This is a genomic window from Veillonella parvula DSM 2008, assembly GCF_000024945.1.
Classification (GTDB): Bacteria; Bacillota; Negativicutes; order Veillonellales; family Veillonellaceae; genus Veillonella; species Veillonella parvula.
Genome location: NC_013520.1, coordinates 1064001 through 1082209 on the forward strand (window position 1 = coordinate 1064001; position 18209 = coordinate 1082209).

The following is an 18209-nucleotide window of genomic DNA, read 5'->3' on the forward strand; positions in this document are numbered from 1 at the left end:
GGGTATTACCTGTAGAAGGTATAAACAATGATTGATATATTACCACAAATAGCACATAATTATATCGCACAAGCTGCATTTTGGGGCTGGTTTACGGCTCAAGCTATCAAATTTGTATGGCAACTCTTAAGACATGGTAAATTCCGACCAGAGCGCCTTGTTGGATCTGGTGGTTTTCCAAGTTCACATACATCATTTGTAATTGCTACAACAACAGCGATTTACCTTAAAAATGGTGTAACGGATCTATTTATATTATCCTTAGTATTTTCAATTGTTGTTATGTATGATGCGTCTGGTGTACGATTAGAGGCAGGACGACAAGCTCAAATACTTAATCAAATTGTAGATTATTTTACCAAAAAGAATATACCTGTTGTCATTACACGTAAAGAAGCATTAAAAGAGTTGTTGGGACATACACCTATCGAAGTATTTGGTGGTTTAATTCTCGGTATTCTTGTGGCCTTTATTCAGTTTTATTGTATTTATCATGGTGTAATATGAGCAATAAAGAACGATTAGATATACTCCTCGTTAATCGAGGCCTTTTTGAAAGTAGAGAAAAAGCAAAAGCAGCTATTATGGCGGGCCTTATATTTATGGATACTACACGTATAGATAAAGCAGGCACCAAGATTCCTGTGGATGCCAATATTATTGTAAAAGGCAATACTTTACCTTATGTAAGTCGTGGAGGACTTAAATTAGAAAAGGCTATTCAAACTTACCCTATCGATTTACATGGGACTGTGATGATTGATATAGGAGCTAGTACAGGTGGTTTTACAGATTGCGCATTACAAAACGGTGCATCTAAGGTCTTTGCCATCGATGTAGGATATAATCAATTAGCTTGGAAATTACGCCAAGATTCACGTGTAATCAATATGGAAAAACAAAATATCCGTACAGTTACTGTTGAACAAATAGGTGAACTTGTTGATTTTATTTCTATTGATGTAGCATTTATTTCTTTAGACAAAGTTTTACCAGTAGCTACTAATTTATTAAAAGATACGGGCTCACTTGTGGCCTTAATAAAACCACAATTTGAGGCTGGTAAAGAAAATGTTGGTAAGGGCGGTATAGTGCGAGATAGTGAAATCCATAAAGAAGTTTTACATCGTATTCTACACGTTGCGTATGATTGTGGATTGTATACACATGGCTTAACTTTCTCACCAATTAAAGGTATGGAAGGTAATATAGAGTTTTTAGGTTATTTTAAAAAGTACGAAGAAGGGGCCTTAACCATTGATGATACTTTGATTGATACAGTGGTTGCAGAAGCCCATTCATTATAGGAGATTACTATGCGTATCGGATTCTTCCCCAATATGGGGAAAAGCAATATTATGGCAGTTCTAAAAATGGCTGCACATATTTGTAAAGATGAAGGTATCGAAGTATTTTTGCCAGATGATCTCGAATCAGATGCACCTGCACGAGTACTTAAGATTCCTGAAACTCATATTTTAAGTCGCCCAGAAATCTTCAAACAAATCGATATTGCCTTTAGTTTTGGTGGTGATGGTACCATCATCCATCTTGCAAGACAAATTTATCCATATAATGTACCTGTTTGTGGTATTAATCTTGGCGAACTAGGTTTTTTAAATCAAATTGAAATTCATCAAATGCAAAGTCATATTAAACGTATTGCTAATGGTGATTATAATATTGAAAAGCGTGGACATTTATATGCTTATATAGAACGTCATGAGGGTAAAGAGGAAGAACTAGTTCCTATTATTAACGAAATTGTTATCACTCGTGCTGAGCCTGCTAAAATGGCTCGAGTTAATATGTCCATAAATAATCAACACACGCAAATGTATCCATCGGATGGTTTAATTATTTCCTCTGCTACAGGTTCTACCGGCTATAATCTATCGGCTGGTGGTCCAATCATGAAACCAGATAATCGATCAATTATTGTCACCCCAGTAGCACCACATTTAATTCAAGGTGTAAGCCTTGTTTTAGAGGAACATGATACGATTCAAATTACAATGCCGGAAAGAGAACCACAATTACATATTTGTATTGATGGTACATTTGACTATACTTTTACAAATAAAGAAACCTTACATATAAGTTCTAACCCTGTATATTGTTTATTTGTACGATTCAAGGATCAATGTTTCTTTGGTACTCTATTTAAAAAGTTAGCATCTCGTCGAGATGAATTGTTATAACCAAATCTCAAGTGGGGTGGTTTTGTGATTAACATTAACAATGCTGTTCAATTCCAACATTTAATCTGGGATCGATGCATGGAAAATGCCAAAGTGGTAGTAGATGCTACATGTGGTAATGGCCATGATCTTTTATACCTTTCTAAACGGGCACAAAAAGCATGCCATCTATATGGAATTGATATTCAAATGAAAGCTATTAAAACTAGCAAGGAGCTTTTACAATCAAATGATATTGCGCCAGAAGTAAGTTTAACGTTTATTCATGACTCTCATGATTTGGCGGTAGCTCATCAATTAAAAGATGAAGTTATTGATTTAATGATTTTTAACCTCGGATATTTACCTGGAGGAGATCACCAAGTTGTAACAAAACCGCACCAAACCATTGATGCCATAAATGAAGGTTTACAAAAACTTTCCAAGTCTGGAGTTATTACAATAGTTGCTTACCCTGGAACAACAGAGGGATTTGAAGAAATGCAGTCTCTTAAATCGTATTTAACAGATTTAGACCAGAAAATATATAATGTATGCCATTGGCATCCGATGAACCAAATACATAATCCACCTGAGTTATTTATATTGCAAAAACGATAAAACGAAATATATCTTTATTCATTATGAATAAAACTCATACTCAGTTAGTAAACTCCCCTTTATAGGGGATTTTAATTATACATGTATATTTTTCTATTTTTAAATTATTAATTCCCTATAAATAGATGAACCTTATGAGCTATGAATTTGTACGTTATCAATATATAGAATATTAACAATATTTTAAATATTAATATAATATGCATAAGACGTATAATATATGCGATTTATACCATATATTAATTATGAATATATGGTATAATATTATCAGAAAGATACTATTCTCTTTTATGTGCAAGGTTTAAAAAAGGGAGTTCAAAATGAAACGCTATCGCTATAACAAAATTAAAGAGATCGTGCAGTCCAAGGCGATTGAAACACAAGAGGAATTAGCTGCGGCTTTACTAGAAGAAGGTATTGAAGTTACACAAGCTACAGTTTCTCGTGATATTAAGGAATTAATGTTAATCAAAATTCCTACAGGCGATGGACATTATCGTTATGCATTATCTCCAGAGGAAAATGTAGTTTTATCTCGTAGCCGTATTAACCGACTATTCCAAGATTCTTTGATTAAGGTTGATCACAGTTTAAACCAAGTTGTATTACATACAATCCCTGGTTCTGCTCAATCTGTAGCATTTTCTATCGACCATGCAAAATGGACTGAAATTATTGGTACATTAGCAGGGGACGATACTATTTTGTTAATTGCAAAATCCGAAGCTGAAGTTCCAGCAATTTTAGCGAAAATTCAAGATTTAATGAAGGACTAATAATATGTTAACGCAAATGAGCATTCGCAACTTTGCGTTGATTGAGCAAATGAATATTTCATTTAATGATGGCATTACTATCTTTACCGGCGAAACTGGGGCAGGGAAATCCATTCTTATGGATGCCTTTAGTATCCTATTAGGAGAACGCGCAAGTAGCGAGTTTATTCGTCACGGTAAAGATAGTTTTGTTATTGATGGAATATTTGATATTGCTAATCACCAAAGTATTCAAGACCTATTAGAGTCTAAAAATATCATGATAGAAGAAGGCCAGTTAATTCTATCTAGATCTTTTAATCGTAATGGCAAATCTAGTATATTGGCTAATGATCAACCAATACCTTTAAAAGCTTTAAAGGAGATTGGTCAATACTTAGCAGATATTCACGGACAATATAGCAACCAACGTTTACTAGACACTGATACACATCATGAATATTTAGATACTTTTAATAAAGAAGGAAAAGAAGCCTATAAAGCTTATACTGATGCGTATAAAATTTATAAGAAAGCAAAACAAGATGTAGATCATTTACAAGAAAATATGTCTGAGCGAGCCCGGGAGCTTGATATGCTTAGATACCAAATCGACGAAATTGAAGATGCTGGTCTGAGTGTTGGTGAAGATGTAACTATTGCTGAAGAACTTAAGCGTCTAGACAGTTTTGAACATATCGATAAGGTATTAGGTTCTTGTTATGATGCTTTTTATAATGGACGTCAACCATTACTTGATATGATTAACTCGATTAAGGTAGAGGTTAATGATCTAATAAAATATGACAGTGAGTTAAAAGAAGTCTCAGAAATGGTGGACTCTGCTTATTTCCAACTAGAAGAAGCTGCACAGTCTTTAGATCGTTACAGGGATACTATCAGCTACGATGAAGAACGTTATAAGTATTGCCAAGACAGAGATACCACAATTTATAGCTTAAAGAAAAAATATGGTGAAACCGTAGAAGATATTCTAGCATACGAAGAAAAGGCGCAATCTCGTTTAGAAGAACTAGAAAGCCTTGTATTTGCTCAAGATGAATTAGAAACACGTCTTGAAGAAGCAAAAAGGGCAGCAGAAGAAGCGTTAACAGTTTTACACGAGGTACGTCAAAAAAATGCAAAAGAGATTGCTACGGCCTTACATCAAGAATTAATGGATCTAGGAATGCCCAAAGGGGATATTCAATTTCATATTGAAGAGGGAACTGAATTATCCTCATTAGGTGCAAAGTCTATTGAAATGTTATTCTCCGCAAATAAAGGGGAACAGTTATTACCTTTACATAAAGTAGCATCTGGCGGTGAGTTAGCTCGCATTGCATTAGCCTTTAAATCAGTATTCCGCAGTGACGCTTTTAAAACGATGGTATTTGATGAAATTGACGTTGGTATCAGCGGTGATATAGCACTTAAGGTGGCAGAAAAAATACTTAATTTATCTAGAACAAATCAAGTATTTTGTATTACCCATCTGCCTCAAACTGCAAGTATTGCGAAACAACACTATCATCTATCTAAAATCGAGGAAGATGATCGTACAATCTCTACATTAGTAGTCTTAAATGAGGAAGAACGAGTAACACAAATCGCGTCTATGATGTCTGGTAAGGGAATGTCTGCTACAGCACTTGCGGCGGCGAAAGAACTTATTGACCATTTTAATTGACTAAAATCGCATAATTACTTATACTAATAGTGTTAAATGAATATATTGATAGAGGTGCGAGTATTAAGAGTAATCATGAGGAGTAGGCATGCATTGATCCATGATAAAAGGGATGCTTGCCGAAGTTCGATGATTGCGACTCATCGTTCTGGTTGTCTATTTAATAGATAGACAACTGTCATCAATCTTGTATTGGTGGAGTGCTATCATTGAGCTTTTCGTAAGAGTATATATAGCTATATAATCTATAAGGCCAGTGGATGCATCCACTGGCTTTTTTGGAGGTATATATGATTCGAGTAATGGTAAATGGCGCTGGCGGCAAAATGGGTCGTGAAGTAGTTAAAGCAGTACATAATGATCCTGAATTAACATTAGTTGGTGGTATTGATCCAACTAAGGCAGGGGAAGATGTAGGCTCTGTAGCAGGAATCAAACAATTAGGTATCAAGATGAATGCCTCCATCGATGAGGTGTTAGATACAAATAAACCTGATGTTATTGTAGATTTTACTAATCCTGCTGTTATTTATGAAAACGCGAAAAAAATGTTATCTGCTGGGATCCATGTTGTCATCGGTACTACAGGATTGACCGCAGAACAACGCGATGAACTTGATACAATAGGTCGTTCCAATCAAGCAAATTGTTTAGTGGCGCCAAACTTTTCTCTTGGGGCGGTAATGATGATGAAAGTGTCTGCAGAGCTCGCTCCATATTTCCCTAATGTAGAAATTATAGAATTACATCATAATCACAAATACGATGCGCCTTCTGGCACAGCTATTTTAACAGCTAAATTGATTAACGATGCTAAACAAGCTGCTAAGGTAACTGCTGATGAGGATTTGACTCGTGAAAGCTTACCAGGTGCTCGTGGTGCTAAGGTTGACGATGTAACAATTCATAGTGTACGCCTTCCAGGTTATGTGGCTCATCAAGAAGTATTATTTGGTGGTTATAATGAAACATTAACCATACGTCATGATAGCTTAAGCCGTTTATCTTTTATGCCAGGCGTAGTATTAGCATGTAAAAAAATTAGTTCTAAAACTGGCTTAACATACGGTTTAGAACATTATTTATAATATTTGTGCAAGGAGATGTATCAATGAAAAAACCTAATGTTGCTATTCTAGGTGCTACTGGTGCAGTAGGTGCTGAATTTATTACACTTATTGAAGAACGTAACTTTCCTTATGAAAACTTAAAACTATTAGCTTCCGCTCGTTCTGCAGGTACAGAACTTACTGTGAATGGTAAAACATATATTGTAGAAGAAGCAAAACCTGAATCTTTTGATAATATTGATATTGCATTATTTGCAGGTGGCTCTATATCTAAAACATTAGCGCCTGAAGCCGCTAAACGCGGTGCTATTGTAATCGATAACTCTAGTGCATTCCGTATGGATCCTGAAGTTCCGCTCGTAGTACCAGAAGTTAACCCAGAAGATATTTTGAAACATAAAGGTATCATCGCAAATCCTAATTGCTCTACAATCATTATGAGCTTAGGTTTAAAACCGCTTCATGATATTTCTCCTATTAGACGTGTAATTGTAAGCACATACCAAGCTGTATCTGGGGCAGGTAAAGAAGGTATTGAAGAACTTGAAAATCAAGTAAAACAATATACTGCAGGCGAAGAAATGACAGCAAATCTGTTGCCAACTGGCTCTGCTCCTAAACACTATCCTGTAGCATTCAACTTATTGCCACAAATTGATGTGTTCTTAGAAAATGATTATACTAAAGAAGAAATGAAGATGGTTTACGAAACGCAAAAAATTCTTCATGACGAAACTATTCAAGTAGTTCCAACTACAGTTCGTGTTCCTGTATATCGCTCTCATTCTGAATCTGTCTTGGTAGAAACAGCAGAACCTGTATCTGTAGAGGCTTTCAAGGCGGCATGTGAAAAATTCCCTGGTTTACAAGTTAAAGATAATCCTGCTGAACAAATTTACCCTATGCCATTGTATACATCTAATCAAAACGACTGTGAAATAGGTCGTATTCGTAAAGACTTATACAATGACAACGGTATGAACTTCTGGATTGTAGGGGACCAAATTCGTAAAGGTGCAGCTCTTAATGCGTTGCAAATTGCTGAGTACTTGGTGGAAAAACAAGCATTTTAATCTATCAAGGGGAGGATATATATGAAAACCTTTGGTCGAGTGTTAACAGCTATGGTGACATCCTTTAATAGTGATGGATCTGTAAATATTGAAAATTGTATAGATATCGCCAATTATCTGTTAGATAATGGCTCTGATGGTCTTGTAGTTTGTGGTACAACGGGTGAAAACCCAACTATGTCTAGAGACGAAAAATTAGCTCTATTTAATGCGATTGCAAAAGAATGTGGACATAAAGGTTCGATTATTGCCAATGTAGGCAGTAACGATACAAAAGCTTCTGCAGACTTTGTAAAGGAAGTCTCTAAAATCGATGGTATCGATGGTTTGCTAGTTGTAGTACCTTATTACAATAAACCTAACCAGCAAGGTCAATATTTGCATTTTAAAACTATTGCAGAAGCTACTACATTGCCAATCATGGTGTATAATGTTCCAAGTCGTGTGGGGACAGGTATTTTCCCAACTACCTTAGTTCAACTACATAACGAATATCCACATATTTGTGCTATTAAAGAGGCAAGTGGTAATTTGATGATTGCTTCTGAAATTAAGCGCTTAATGCCTGGAGATGATTTCATGGTATATAGTGGGGATGATGGTCTTACATTACCGATGCTTTCTATTGGAGGATGTGGGGTAGTATCCGTAGTATCTCATGTAGCAGGCAAAGATATGAATGCTATGATTCAAGCTTATGAATCTGGTCATAACCACGAAGCGATTCGTATTCATCAAGCCTTATCAGAAATCATAAAAGCAATGTTCATCACCACAAATCCGATTCCTGTCAAATATGCAGCCCGTAAAATTGGCTTACCTGTGGGAAAATTTAATTTACCAATGTGTGAACCGACGGCTGATGAAGCAGCATATATTGATAAAGCATTAGCAGAATATCTAAAATAAAATATCAGTATAAAATAAAAACCAGTAACTACATTGTAGCTACTGGTTTTTATTTTATAATACAATCTTACTGTTATTTTTGATTAGAGTGACATTATTTGTATTATATTAATTGTATTTTAATGTAAAAATTTATAATTATGGTATAATTTCTCTGGAGATAGTATTTTTAACTATACTCTAGTCTACTGTTAATTCATGATAAACAGACAAATTGTGAAAGTTCGAACCGACCAATATGGCGGGTACATTTAAAACACAAGGAGTTTAGCATGATACTAACAATGTTAAAAGGTAAAATTCACAGAGCTACTGTGACACAAGCAGAGCTTGATTATGTAGGGAGCATTACAATTGATACAGATTTATTGAATGCATCCGGAATACGAGAATATGAACAAGTTCAAATTGTAAATATCAATAATGGAGCACGTTTTAGTACATATACTATTGCCGGAGAAGCAGGTAGTGGTGTTATATGTTTAAATGGTGCTGCTGCACGACATGTGCAAGTACATGATAAGATAATTATCATGTGTTATGCACAGCTTGATGAAAGCGAAGTTGAGAGCCATAATCCTCTCGTTGTATTTGTAGATAACAATAACAAGATAAGTCATATAAAAAACTATGAGAAACATGGTTTATTAGTTGATCAAAAATAATTGTCATTGATCGAATTACAGTAGACTGTATAGGAGACTATCTTCGTATTTACAATATAACGGAGGAATATAATGGAATTTATAACAACTATCGAAAATGTACGGAATACAGTAAATAGCTGGAGAAAAGAAGGTTACACAATTGGTTTTGTACCAACCATGGGATTCTTACATGAAGGACATGCTGCATTAATAGATCAAGCTAGAAAAAATAACGATAAGGTCATTGTCTCTATATTTGTAAATCCTATTCAATTTGGAGAAAATGAAGACTTAAGTACTTACCCTCGTGATATTAATAGCGATAAAAAGTTATGTGAATCACATGGTGTCGATCTTATTTTTGCTCCAAATCCGGAGGAAATGTACCAAGATAAAAAGGCATTTGTAAACATTGCGGATTTATCTGATACATTGTGTGGTATTCGCAGACCAATTCACTTTAAAGGCGTTTGCACTGTGGTGGCAAAATTCTTTAATATTATTCAACCAACAAATGCGTATTTTGGTGAAAAAGACGCACAGCAATTAGCTATTATACGTAAAATGGTCTTTGATTTAAATTTTCCTGTCAATATTATTGGCGTTCCCATTGTTCGTGAAGAAGATGGTTTAGCAAAATCTTCTCGTAATACATATTTATCTAGTAAAGAACGGAAAGCCGCTACCATATTGTATAAAGCTATTCAATTAGGAAAACAAACTATACAATATGGTTGTCCTGCTAAATATATTATTGATACTATGACAGAAATAATACAAACCGAACCACTTGCTAAAATAGATTATATTTCAGTTGTTGATGCTAAGACTATGCAACCTGTACAAGAGGTTACTGCCCCAGTATTAGTGGCTATGGCTATATATATTGGTTCTACACGACTTATCGATAACTTCTCATACGATCCAAAATAAGGAGAGAAGTTATGAATCATTTACTTACACTCAACAACGTCCTTTCCAAATACTTAATTTTTATAATCCTAGGCTTTTCATGTATTGCCTATATAGTACCAGAATACTTTACTTGGGCAATCGCTTATACACCATTCTTACTTGGTATAGCCATGTTTGGCATGGGGCTTACTATTAAGTTTGAAAGCTTATGTAGTATCCTTAGACATCCAAAAGATATTTGTATTGGTGTACTTGCACAATATACAATAATGCCTCTATTAGCTTGGGGAATTTGCCATATATTTACCTTATCACCGGATATTGTTATTGGTGTTATATTAGTAGGTTGTTGTCCTGGTGGAACAGCCAGTAATGTTATAACCTATATTGCCAATGGTGATGTCCCTTTATCTGTAGGAATGACAATTACTTCAACATTAATAGCTCCCATAGTTACACCATTATTAATCCTATACATCGGTGGCGCATGGGTAGATGTTCAAGTACTACCTATGATGATTACTATGGTAAAAGTTATTATTGTGCCAATCTTATTGGGTGCAGTAATCCAATATGTATGTAAATCACATATTAATACTTTAACTAGTATTAGTCCTATCTTCTCAATGATAGCTATTATACTATTAATAGCAGCCATTATTGCTATCAACAAGGATAAACTATTGGTTTCTGGACTTGAAACACTTATTGTTGTTGGTATACATAATATACTAGGTCTACTACTAGGCTTAGGTGTAGGAGCACTGCTTAAATTAAGATATGATAAAACTACAGCGCTAGCAATAGAGGTAGGAATGCAGAATAGTGGTTTAGCCGTAACATTGGCAGCAACAAATTTTGCATTAAATCCATTAGCAACGTTAGTAGGGGCGATTTTTAGTGTATGGCATAATATATCAGGTGCTATTTTTGCTACTCTACGGAGAGAAAATAGTTTACATTAAAAATAAACTTTATACATGTAACAAAAAAACGGCAACAATATGTTGCCGTTCTTTTGTTTATATTCTATCTCGTACTAGACCGATTACGAGGCCCTCAATATGACAATCATCTACAATAATTGGATCAAAATCATCATTTTCAGGCTGCAAACGAATGTGACCATTTTCTTTGTAAAAACGTTTTACTGTAGCTTCATCATCGATACGTGCTACAACTACGTCGCCATTATTAGCTGTATTTTGATGGCGTACGATGAGCATATCACCTTCATACATACCGATATTCATCATAGATTCGCCTTGAACACGAAGTAAGAAACAATCGGAATCACCAGTCAATTGAACTGGCAATGTAAGCGTGGACTCTAAGTTTTCCACAGCAGTAATAGGCATACCTGCTTGTACAGTACCGATAAGAGGTACTTGTTTAAGACCTGCGCCTAAAAACTCAAAGTTATCAGAGCTAGACGTTTCATTACCAGTTACTGAGATAGAAGGTTTAGTATCTTCTAAAACGGTAATAGCACGATTTTTATTTGGATCACGTTTAATATAGCCAAATTTTTCTAGCGCATTCAAATGAGATTGAACAGTAGAAGTGGAACTTAGCCCTACATGTGTACAGATTTCACGAACTGTAGGACAACGATATTCATTATGTAATGAATCTTTTATAAAGTCTAATATACGGCGCTGTTTTGTATTAATATCTGTAGCAGGGCGTCTCACGATAAACCTCCAAAGTCAATCTAATGTCAGATTAATGTCAATATATGCGTAAAAATTACCACATAATGTACTATATAATAAAAATATAAGATATTTACTTAACTTATATACCTATTATAGGCAATTTTAAAAGTTTTTGCAAACATTTGTTCTAAAACACTTGACCGAACATTCGTTCGTGTGCTATTATAAGCATGTAAACAAACAAATGTTCTCAGATATTATGTTCGATGTAAATGTGAGGTATGAGATGAAAAATATATTGATGATGGTAGGAATGTGCTTAACAGTATTATTTGGTTATAATATGTCAAATCCTGCAACAGAGGTAAATACATATAATGTACGTGAGGTAAAGGTTCAAGTAGGCGATACAATGTGGGACATTGCAGCACGTACAGCTCATAAAGATATGGATGTTCGTGAAATGGTATATGCCATGAAGGAACTTAACAATATTAGCGATTCCGGAGCGCTTGTACCTGGTACAGTATTAAAAGTGCCAGCTAAAAAAATTGATAGTCCAGTTAGAGCTTTGGACTATGTGGCTCAAAACTAAATATATATGGGTTAATCCCACGCAAAAAAGTAGCTACTCTAACAGAGATAGCTGCTTTTTGTTATCTAATGTATGTTATTAAACGATTTATAGTTATTGTCTAAATCAACTGATTTATGATTGTTATCTAAATCGCTTTTCAAAAATTGTAGAGATAGGATTATCTACAAACTTATTTGCTTCATTAATATAACGACGAACCATATTAACACTATGATGGCGAGTTTGTCGCATAATATTACGTTCCTCAACACCATAAGCTGCTGCAGTCGTTGCGAAGCCATGACGTAAACTATGAGCGCCATACATGGTCGGATCTAGACCAATAAGAGAAATATATTTCTTTACGATTTCTGCAATCATCTTATCGGATATAGCTGTTTTACGTAAAGACATATTTTTTGTAAACCCTCTAAATACAGGTCCCTCAGTAATACCAGAAGCACGTAACCATTGTTGTAAGGCTCGTACTGCATCTAACGGAGAACCAGATAAATGTGGGATAGCTACCACTGCACCTTGACCTTCTTGATCGGCCTTAGAGGATGCTACAAAGATTTCAACACCTTGTGGTGAAAATTGAAGATTTTCTACTGTAATAGCTGCAATCTCACTGCGCCGGAAAGCACCCATAAAGCCAATCAAAAGAATAGCTTTATCGCGCAATAATTGAAGTTCCGGCACATCTAGCTTAGTCATACAGTCTATAATATCTTCAATATCTTCTAACAAAACTGGGGTTTTTCCTTGTTGGAATGTACCTTTTAATCGTCTAATACCACGTAAGGCCTGTTTAACGATAGGAGCCATACATGGATTATCTCTTTGGCCAGAAGCATTAAAATTTTCAGATATTGCACTAATACGACGTGAAATTGTATTTGCCTTTGCATAATCTGCTAGATCGTTAATATAATTTACTATTGTTTCTGGTGTAGCTGGAAAATAAGATACCTTTTGATAAGTACACCAATCTACGAAATCGTCCCAATCCGATTCGTAAGCATCAACAGTATTCTCAGCCTTAGATAACAATATGCTTTGTTTTGCTTTCATAGACAACTTTGTACTATTCATAAGCGCATCATTATTGCGCAAATAAAAATGCTTTTGTTGTTTCTTAGACTCTGACATAATTCACCCTTACCCATAAAATATCAATATAATTGTACCATAGATTAGATCTTTATATGCTATAATTAGAGAATATAATAACTTATTCGGGAGCGTTTACGAATACATGACGAAGAAATACATATTAGTAGGAACAGTACTTGTTCTTTTGGGTACAAGTGGTTGCTCATACATTCCAACAGAAAATATTTCTTATGGTGTATATTATAATGATACAGATCTATCAAATACACCAAAGAACGAATTACAAGCACGTTTACAAGAGGTGAATGATAAGATACCTCAGACTATATCTATCGATATGGGAAATAATAAAAAACAACAAGTCACATATCATGATTTAGGTATTCAATTCGATACAGAGGCTATGGTAAAAGCTATTTCCACATACGGCTATGAGGATGATATGTGGACAGTATTGTCACATAGATTTAATGGTTTATTTTATGGTCATCATTTTAAACCACAATATAAGTTAGACGAAGTAAAGGGTAAAACATATCTCACTGAGTTAGCAAAAACAATAGATACACCTGGTCATGATGCCTATCTTACTGTTGAAAATGGACAAGTAGTAATACATCCGTCAAAAGAAGGCAAACGTATTGATATCGATGCCACCCTCAAAAAGCTGAAAGATGATTTACAATCTGGCGATAGTATAAATTCACTTTCTATGGTATTTACTACGCAGAATACAGTAAAAGTTACTAATACTGATCTAAAACCTTTAAATACTGTATTAGCATCTTTCACAACGGAGTATAATCCAAGTAATGAAAGCAGAACACATAATATCCAATTAGCTTCTGATAAGATAAATGGTACACTTATTAAGCCCGGTGCACAATTCTCCTTTAACGATGTAGTAGGCGAACGTACTGCAGAAGCTGGCTATGATGATGCGCCTGTTATGATTGATGGCAAATTAGTTCCAGGCATTGGTGGCGGTATTTGCCAAGTGAGTTCTACTATTTTTAATACAGCTTTATTATCTGGTATGAATATTGTTGAACGTACACCTCATTTTGAACCAGTTGGATATATTCAAGCTGGTAGAGATGCTACGGTAGCTTGGGGCTATTTAGACTTTAAGTTTAGAAATCCGTACCAACATTCTATTTATATCTTAAGTGTTATGAATAATGGTACGTTAACTATTTACATTATAGGTACAGCTGAAGATAAACCAAAAAATGTATCTATCTCTGTAGGCGATTATGGTGAGATTCCAAATAAAACAATAACTAAGGTAGATCCATCTTTAAAAGAAAAAGAGGTACAAGAGGGCCATGTAGGCTTAAAAATGAATACGTATAGAACCATTACATATGGTAACTGGGTTACTCAAACTGATTCCTTTGAGTCTGTATATGACCCTGTAGATACGATTATTACAATGCCTGCAACACCTGAAGTGCCACCTAAGAAAACAGATAAAAAGAAATCATAACTATAGCTTTTATGAAATATAGCCTAAACTATTGACCATTGTATATAAATAGTTTAGGCTATTATTTGGGCTGTAAATGAGAAATCATTATATACGTAAATAAATTAGTATAGATTAATTATTAAAATAAAAAGCATAATAAGACATTCTCAATAATTATCATTTAGAAAAAAGTTGACTGGAAGAGGAACTTATGGACACAATTTTACAATTTGATCACTCTTTAATTTTCTATGTACATGAACATTTTGTATATAGTTTTTTAACACCAATTATGGCATTTATTTCAAAAATTACAAGTAATGGCGCATTATGGATTATTATAGCATTATTATTAATGCTACAAAAAAAATACCGCGTTTTAGGCGTGGCAATTATTATTGCCTTAGGATTTGTATTTATAATTGGCGACCAAGGTTTAAAACCAAATGTAGCGAGATTAAGACCATTTGTTGATTTTCCAAATGTAACGGTGCCGTTGGAATCTGCACTACCAAAAGCTACAAGCTATTCATTCCCATCAGGCCACAGTTTTGGTTCATTTGCATCATCTATGACGATTTACCTAGGCTTAACTCAAATAGCGCCTCAGAAGCGATATTTAGGGATTTTAGCATTGTTAGGTTCAATAGTAGTAGCATTCTCTAGAGTTTACTTATTTGCGCATTATCCAACAGATGTATTAACAGGTCTAGTATTAGGGATCATCGTAGGATTTATTGCCTGGAAATTAGCAAGAATTGGCTGGAACTGGTGGACTAACCGCCATAATGATGTAGAATACGAACCATACACATTTAAACGTAAATAAGCAAAAAACTATATAACACAAGGGATTGGGCCATTTAGGCCCAATTTTTGACATTAAATTACTTCCGATAATATATCGTTATCGGAAGTAATTTAATGACAAAAGAAAACTAGCCTATATTCCTATAAGCTAGTTTATGTAAGTTACTTCTAAAAATAACCAGATACATACTCATTATTTATCAACGGATTCTATTTTTTTAATATATGCAGCTAATAATGGTTCATCTATGGTGATCTTATCAAATTTAGGTTCAACGACTATATGGCCTTTATAATCCATTAGACCATATTTACTATCAGACTTATAAACAAATAAGTCTTTATAAAATGAGGTTATATCGTCATCAAAATGTGGTAATTCGAATAGTTTATAAACTGAATTTGTGGCAATCACATATTTTGTCTTATCATAAGTTGCTGTCGTAACTTTATTTAATACATAATTAGGCTTAGATGTATCTATACTATCATACACCACATCAAATAAAACACCCGTCTCAGCATTAAATATATGGCTTCCAATCGAATCCTTTAATACAAAACTACGATCACTTAATCTTTCATAAGAATCATAGTTCATTGCAACTACAGTTTGATTTAAGGAATCAATAATACCATACTTATTTTTTTCATTAGATACAATAAAATAAGAAAATTCTTTACCTAGATGTTGTATAGATTTATATTTCGCAGGAATTACTATTTCATTCTCACTCGTTCTCAATCCATACAAAGTATTTCCTTTTTTATCTATTTGAGTAAATAATTGATAAGTATCTGATGGTTTTCTACTATATAGACTTTCATCTGAATATCCATTCGTCCCTTGTCCAGCCCCTGTTGTTGACTTTTCATAGTCATGTGTATGAATAAGATTTAGTGCTTCATTTTCAGTCAGTAAAATGCCCTCTTCAGTAACAAATTTAATATAATCATCCGCAGTATATATTTCAAATAAATTTTTCTTGTCATTTTTTGACCAGTAAAATTCAATATTATCCCAACCATCCTTTATAGGATTTCCCATAATTTGAACACCATTAGTTTTATTATATAGATACCAATAGTCACCTTTCTTTCCCAATATTAAATTTTCATTTATCGTACTATATTGATTTACTACATCATTAATAGCATAGGTACCATTGGAATTAACTAGTTTAAACCCTCCATTAGTCAATGCCTTAGCCAAATCATAATCAAATTGATATTCATAGCCTGCTGGTAAATAGGCTAATTCAACTAAGTTTACATACCGCTTTTGTCCATTTTCATAAAATGATCCATATACGTATTTATTATTATATTCGTCTATATATTCTACATGTAAATTATCATAAGGACCAAGTATCCAAGTCCCTTTTTCATCGACGATAGTATTACCAGTTGGGGATTCTAATGTAATATATTCTTTTGCAGATGTTATATTACATGCAGCCAATGCTATAGCTAATCCTAATATAAATTTTCTCATATATCTCTCCATAATATTATACAACACAATAATAATTAATTTTATAATACCATATTTAACTCTTTTAATTAAACGATTCCTTTATATACGCTTACATATTATAACTGTCTAATAAAAACTTACTATTAAACCAATACTGTATATTGAAATCTTTAGAATTAGATTGTAAAATAGTAATATAAATTATCTAATTTACTCATACTATTATGGAGGAATTATATGTGCTGGTGTGATATTGTAAGTAAAGCCAAAATTGGCGGTTTAAAACATTTAGGTAATGGCATGGAGAGTTCTTTAAGATTTCTTGCTGAAATTATTCTTAGTTTAAGTATCATTCGCGTATTAGTAAACTGGACTTTTGGTATTTAAATCTTAAAATATAATACGATCATATTAAAAGGCGCTTAGTTATACTAAGCGCCTTATTTTTATATATTCAGTTATATCTAGTTAATTTCTTCACTACAGCGCTAATATATTACTCATATGCTTCGCTGCAATCTATGTATTCCATAATAATTTGGCAAATTTGGCCATCTTTATCAAATGCCCAGTATACTGGATATAAACCATCGCCAAACCCAGATTGAATCATCGGTACTGTCAATTCCGTATCAGGAATTGTAAAGTTAATCCAATCTCCTTTAGAACGTTGGTATTGTGGATATGCCATAGCATTTAATTGGAATAAATCACTATAGTAATCATCGTAGATATTTTTTTCAGGATAGTTTATATGCCATTGTTCATAAAACTTATTATATGTTTCAATTGTTTGTGCATCTACAATTGTAGCTAAACCTGAATCTACAGGAAACCCAATATAGGTATCTCCATCATCTAAATCGGTTAAGTCTTCAGTTCCTTTTAATGCTAATTCATAGTATACAGGTTCATTGCTACTAAAAACAACTCGACTAGCTACATAACGATATTCATTTGGTTCCATTTCGATTATCTTAGTCTCTAACAGATACGTACCTGGTGTTACCTGTCTAAGATATGTATCTGGTTTGCTTGGCAATGTTACTAGAGGATCACAACACGTAATATATCCTGTTGGAAAATTTACCGTCCACATAGGTAATGTATGTAACGGAAACCCTTTTAACTCTTTTCGGTTAAATAAATCATGATATGGTACGGTAGGTTTTAATTTACCTTCAGAACCTAATCGGTTAAAGGTTTGAATCCATTCGCTAGTTAATTTAGATTGTTCCAT

The 18209-nt window shown here is 33.9% G+C and carries 20 protein-coding genes and 1 riboswitch; of the genes, 16 read left to right on the plus strand and 4 right to left on the minus strand.

What is annotated here, in order from left to right; genetic code table 11:
- Nucleotides 1-27 precede the first annotated feature (27 nt).
- The 12 genes from VPAR_RS04670 (at nucleotide 28) to VPAR_RS04725 (ending at nucleotide 10825) form a co-directional block, all read left to right on the plus strand.
- Nucleotides 28-507, plus strand: coding sequence for a divergent PAP2 family protein (locus VPAR_RS04670; RefSeq protein ID WP_004695814.1), 480 nt, complete (start codon nucleotides 28-30; stop codon nucleotides 505-507).
- The gene (locus VPAR_RS04675; protein WP_012864362.1) at nucleotides 504-1307 is read left to right on the plus strand and encodes a TlyA family RNA methyltransferase; all 804 of its coding nucleotides are present in this window, start codon (nucleotides 504-506) and stop codon (nucleotides 1305-1307) included. The genes VPAR_RS04670 and VPAR_RS04675 overlap by 4 nt, the downstream gene beginning before the upstream one ends.
- 9 nt (nucleotides 1308-1316) lie before the next feature.
- Nucleotides 1317-2201 carry an NAD(+)/NADH kinase gene (locus VPAR_RS04680; protein WP_012864363.1) on the plus strand — a complete coding sequence of 295 codons (885 nt, stop codon included), beginning with the start codon at nucleotides 1317-1319 and terminating at the stop codon, nucleotides 2199-2201.
- Between the two features lie 24 nt (nucleotides 2202-2225).
- The gene (gene mnmM / locus VPAR_RS04685; RefSeq protein WP_012864364.1) at nucleotides 2226-2801 is read left to right on the plus strand and encodes a tRNA 5-(aminomethyl)-2-thiouridylate-methyltransferase MnmM; all 576 of its coding nucleotides are present in this window, start codon (nucleotides 2226-2228) and stop codon (nucleotides 2799-2801) included.
- Nucleotides 2802-3121: 320 nt separating this feature from the next.
- Nucleotides 3122-3577 (plus strand): arginine repressor, encoded by a 456-nt coding sequence (argR, locus tag VPAR_RS04690; RefSeq protein ID WP_004695825.1) that lies wholly within the window; start codon nucleotides 3122-3124, stop codon nucleotides 3575-3577.
- A gap of 4 nt (nucleotides 3578-3581) precedes the next feature.
- Nucleotides 3582-5246, plus strand: coding sequence for a DNA repair protein RecN (recN, locus tag VPAR_RS04695; protein WP_012864365.1), 1665 nt, complete (start codon nucleotides 3582-3584; stop codon nucleotides 5244-5246).
- Nucleotides 5247-5287: 41 nt separating this feature from the next.
- Nucleotides 5288-5460, plus strand: a riboswitch (Lysine riboswitch).
- A gap of 76 nt (nucleotides 5461-5536) precedes the next feature.
- Nucleotides 5537-6334 (plus strand): 4-hydroxy-tetrahydrodipicolinate reductase, encoded by a 798-nt coding sequence (dapB, locus tag VPAR_RS04700; protein ID WP_012864366.1) that lies wholly within the window; start codon nucleotides 5537-5539, stop codon nucleotides 6332-6334.
- Nucleotides 6335-6357: 23 nt separating this feature from the next.
- Nucleotides 6358-7389 (plus strand): aspartate-semialdehyde dehydrogenase, encoded by a 1032-nt coding sequence (locus VPAR_RS04705; protein WP_012864367.1) that lies wholly within the window; start codon nucleotides 6358-6360, stop codon nucleotides 7387-7389.
- Between the two features lie 21 nt (nucleotides 7390-7410).
- Nucleotides 7411-8298, plus strand: a complete 888-nt coding sequence (dapA, locus tag VPAR_RS04710; RefSeq protein WP_012864368.1) for a 4-hydroxy-tetrahydrodipicolinate synthase — start codon at nucleotides 7411-7413, stop codon at nucleotides 8296-8298.
- Between the two features lie 272 nt (nucleotides 8299-8570).
- Entirely contained in the window at nucleotides 8571-8963 is a 393-nt protein-coding gene (gene panD, locus VPAR_RS04715) for an aspartate 1-decarboxylase (protein ID WP_004695834.1), read from the plus strand.
- A 72-nt stretch (nucleotides 8964-9035) separates the two neighbouring features.
- The gene (panC, locus tag VPAR_RS04720; RefSeq protein WP_012864369.1) at nucleotides 9036-9878 is read left to right on the plus strand and encodes a pantoate--beta-alanine ligase; all 843 of its coding nucleotides are present in this window, start codon (nucleotides 9036-9038) and stop codon (nucleotides 9876-9878) included.
- An 11-nt stretch (nucleotides 9879-9889) separates the two neighbouring features.
- A complete protein-coding gene (locus VPAR_RS04725) occupies nucleotides 9890-10825 on the plus strand; it encodes a bile acid:sodium symporter family protein (RefSeq protein WP_012864370.1) in 936 nt (311 codons plus the stop codon).
- Between the two features lie 57 nt (nucleotides 10826-10882).
- On the opposite strand, the gene lexA is transcribed toward VPAR_RS04725, so the two are convergent.
- Nucleotides 10883-11554 (minus strand): transcriptional repressor LexA, encoded by a 672-nt coding sequence (lexA, locus tag VPAR_RS04730; RefSeq protein WP_012864371.1) that lies wholly within the window; start codon nucleotides 11552-11554, stop codon nucleotides 10883-10885.
- Between the two features lie 250 nt (nucleotides 11555-11804).
- Between lexA and VPAR_RS04735 the strand changes: the two genes are divergently transcribed.
- Nucleotides 11805-12113 (plus strand): LysM peptidoglycan-binding domain-containing protein, encoded by a 309-nt coding sequence (locus tag VPAR_RS04735; RefSeq protein ID WP_012864372.1) that lies wholly within the window; start codon nucleotides 11805-11807, stop codon nucleotides 12111-12113.
- 123 nt (nucleotides 12114-12236) lie between these two features.
- On the opposite strand, the gene VPAR_RS04740 is transcribed toward VPAR_RS04735, so the two are convergent.
- A complete protein-coding gene (locus VPAR_RS04740; protein ID WP_008600957.1) occupies nucleotides 12237-13247 on the minus strand; it encodes a site-specific integrase in 1011 nt (336 codons plus the stop codon).
- Between the two features lie 106 nt (nucleotides 13248-13353).
- Between VPAR_RS04740 and VPAR_RS04745 the strand changes: the two genes are divergently transcribed.
- Nucleotides 13354-14700, plus strand: a complete 1347-nt coding sequence (locus tag VPAR_RS04745; protein WP_012864373.1) for a VanW family protein — start codon at nucleotides 13354-13356, stop codon at nucleotides 14698-14700.
- Between the two features lie 193 nt (nucleotides 14701-14893).
- Nucleotides 14894-15511, plus strand: a complete 618-nt coding sequence (locus VPAR_RS04750) for a phosphatase PAP2 family protein (RefSeq protein ID WP_004695848.1) — start codon at nucleotides 14894-14896, stop codon at nucleotides 15509-15511.
- Between the two features lie 174 nt (nucleotides 15512-15685).
- Here the strand turns inward: VPAR_RS04750 and VPAR_RS04755 are convergent, their stop codons facing one another.
- A complete protein-coding gene (locus VPAR_RS04755) occupies nucleotides 15686-16987 on the minus strand; it encodes a WG repeat-containing protein (protein WP_012864374.1) in 1302 nt (433 codons plus the stop codon).
- Nucleotides 16988-17206: 219 nt separating this feature from the next.
- Here VPAR_RS04755 and VPAR_RS09640 point away from each other — a divergent pair, with 219 nt between their 5' ends.
- On the plus strand, nucleotides 17207-17356 hold the full coding sequence (locus VPAR_RS09640) for a hypothetical protein (protein WP_012864375.1): 150 nt from the start codon (nucleotides 17207-17209) through the stop codon (nucleotides 17354-17356).
- Nucleotides 17357-17465: 109 nt separating this feature from the next.
- On the opposite strand, the gene VPAR_RS04760 is transcribed toward VPAR_RS09640, so the two are convergent.
- On the minus strand, nucleotides 17466-18209 hold the full coding sequence (locus VPAR_RS04760) for a DUF4241 domain-containing protein (RefSeq protein WP_012864376.1): 744 nt from the start codon (nucleotides 18207-18209) through the stop codon (nucleotides 17466-17468).

What these genes read in the sequence shown, in the direction of transcription:
- VPAR_RS04670 (WP_004695814.1), top strand. Translation starts at nt 28, where the DNA reads ATGATTGATATATTACCACAAATAGCACATAATTATATCGCACAAGCT.
- VPAR_RS04675 (WP_012864362.1), top strand. Translation starts at nt 504, where the DNA reads ATGAGCAATAAAGAACGATTAGATATACTCCTCGTTAATCGAGGCCTT.
- VPAR_RS04680 (WP_012864363.1), top strand. Translation starts at nt 1,317, where the DNA reads ATGCGTATCGGATTCTTCCCCAATATGGGGAAAAGCAATATTATGGCA.
- argR (WP_004695825.1), top strand. Translation starts at nt 3,122, where the DNA reads ATGAAACGCTATCGCTATAACAAAATTAAAGAGATCGTGCAGTCCAAG.
- recN (WP_012864365.1), top strand. Translation starts at nt 3,582, where the DNA reads ATGTTAACGCAAATGAGCATTCGCAACTTTGCGTTGATTGAGCAAATG.
- dapB (WP_012864366.1), top strand. Translation starts at nt 5,537, where the DNA reads ATGATTCGAGTAATGGTAAATGGCGCTGGCGGCAAAATGGGTCGTGAA.
- VPAR_RS04705 (WP_012864367.1), top strand. Translation starts at nt 6,358, where the DNA reads ATGAAAAAACCTAATGTTGCTATTCTAGGTGCTACTGGTGCAGTAGGT.
- dapA (WP_012864368.1), top strand. Translation starts at nt 7,411, where the DNA reads ATGAAAACCTTTGGTCGAGTGTTAACAGCTATGGTGACATCCTTTAAT.
- panD (WP_004695834.1), top strand. Translation starts at nt 8,571, where the DNA reads ATGATACTAACAATGTTAAAAGGTAAAATTCACAGAGCTACTGTGACA.
- panC (WP_012864369.1), top strand. Translation starts at nt 9,036, where the DNA reads ATGGAATTTATAACAACTATCGAAAATGTACGGAATACAGTAAATAGC.
- VPAR_RS04725 (WP_012864370.1), top strand. Translation starts at nt 9,890, where the DNA reads ATGAATCATTTACTTACACTCAACAACGTCCTTTCCAAATACTTAATT.
- VPAR_RS04735 (WP_012864372.1), top strand. Translation starts at nt 11,805, where the DNA reads ATGAAAAATATATTGATGATGGTAGGAATGTGCTTAACAGTATTATTT.
- VPAR_RS04740 (WP_008600957.1), bottom strand. Translation starts at nt 13,247, where the DNA reads ATGTCAGAGTCTAAGAAACAACAAAAGCATTTTTATTTGCGCAATAAT.
- VPAR_RS04745 (WP_012864373.1), top strand. Translation starts at nt 13,354, where the DNA reads ATGACGAAGAAATACATATTAGTAGGAACAGTACTTGTTCTTTTGGGT.
- VPAR_RS04750 (WP_004695848.1), top strand. Translation starts at nt 14,894, where the DNA reads ATGGACACAATTTTACAATTTGATCACTCTTTAATTTTCTATGTACAT.
- VPAR_RS04755 (WP_012864374.1), bottom strand. Translation starts at nt 16,987, where the DNA reads ATGAGAAAATTTATATTAGGATTAGCTATAGCATTGGCTGCATGTAAT.
- VPAR_RS09640 (WP_012864375.1), top strand. Translation starts at nt 17,207, where the DNA reads ATGTGCTGGTGTGATATTGTAAGTAAAGCCAAAATTGGCGGTTTAAAA.
- VPAR_RS04760 (WP_012864376.1), bottom strand. Translation starts at nt 18,209, where the DNA reads ATGGAACAATCTAAATTAACTAGCGAATGGATTCAAACCTTTAACCGA.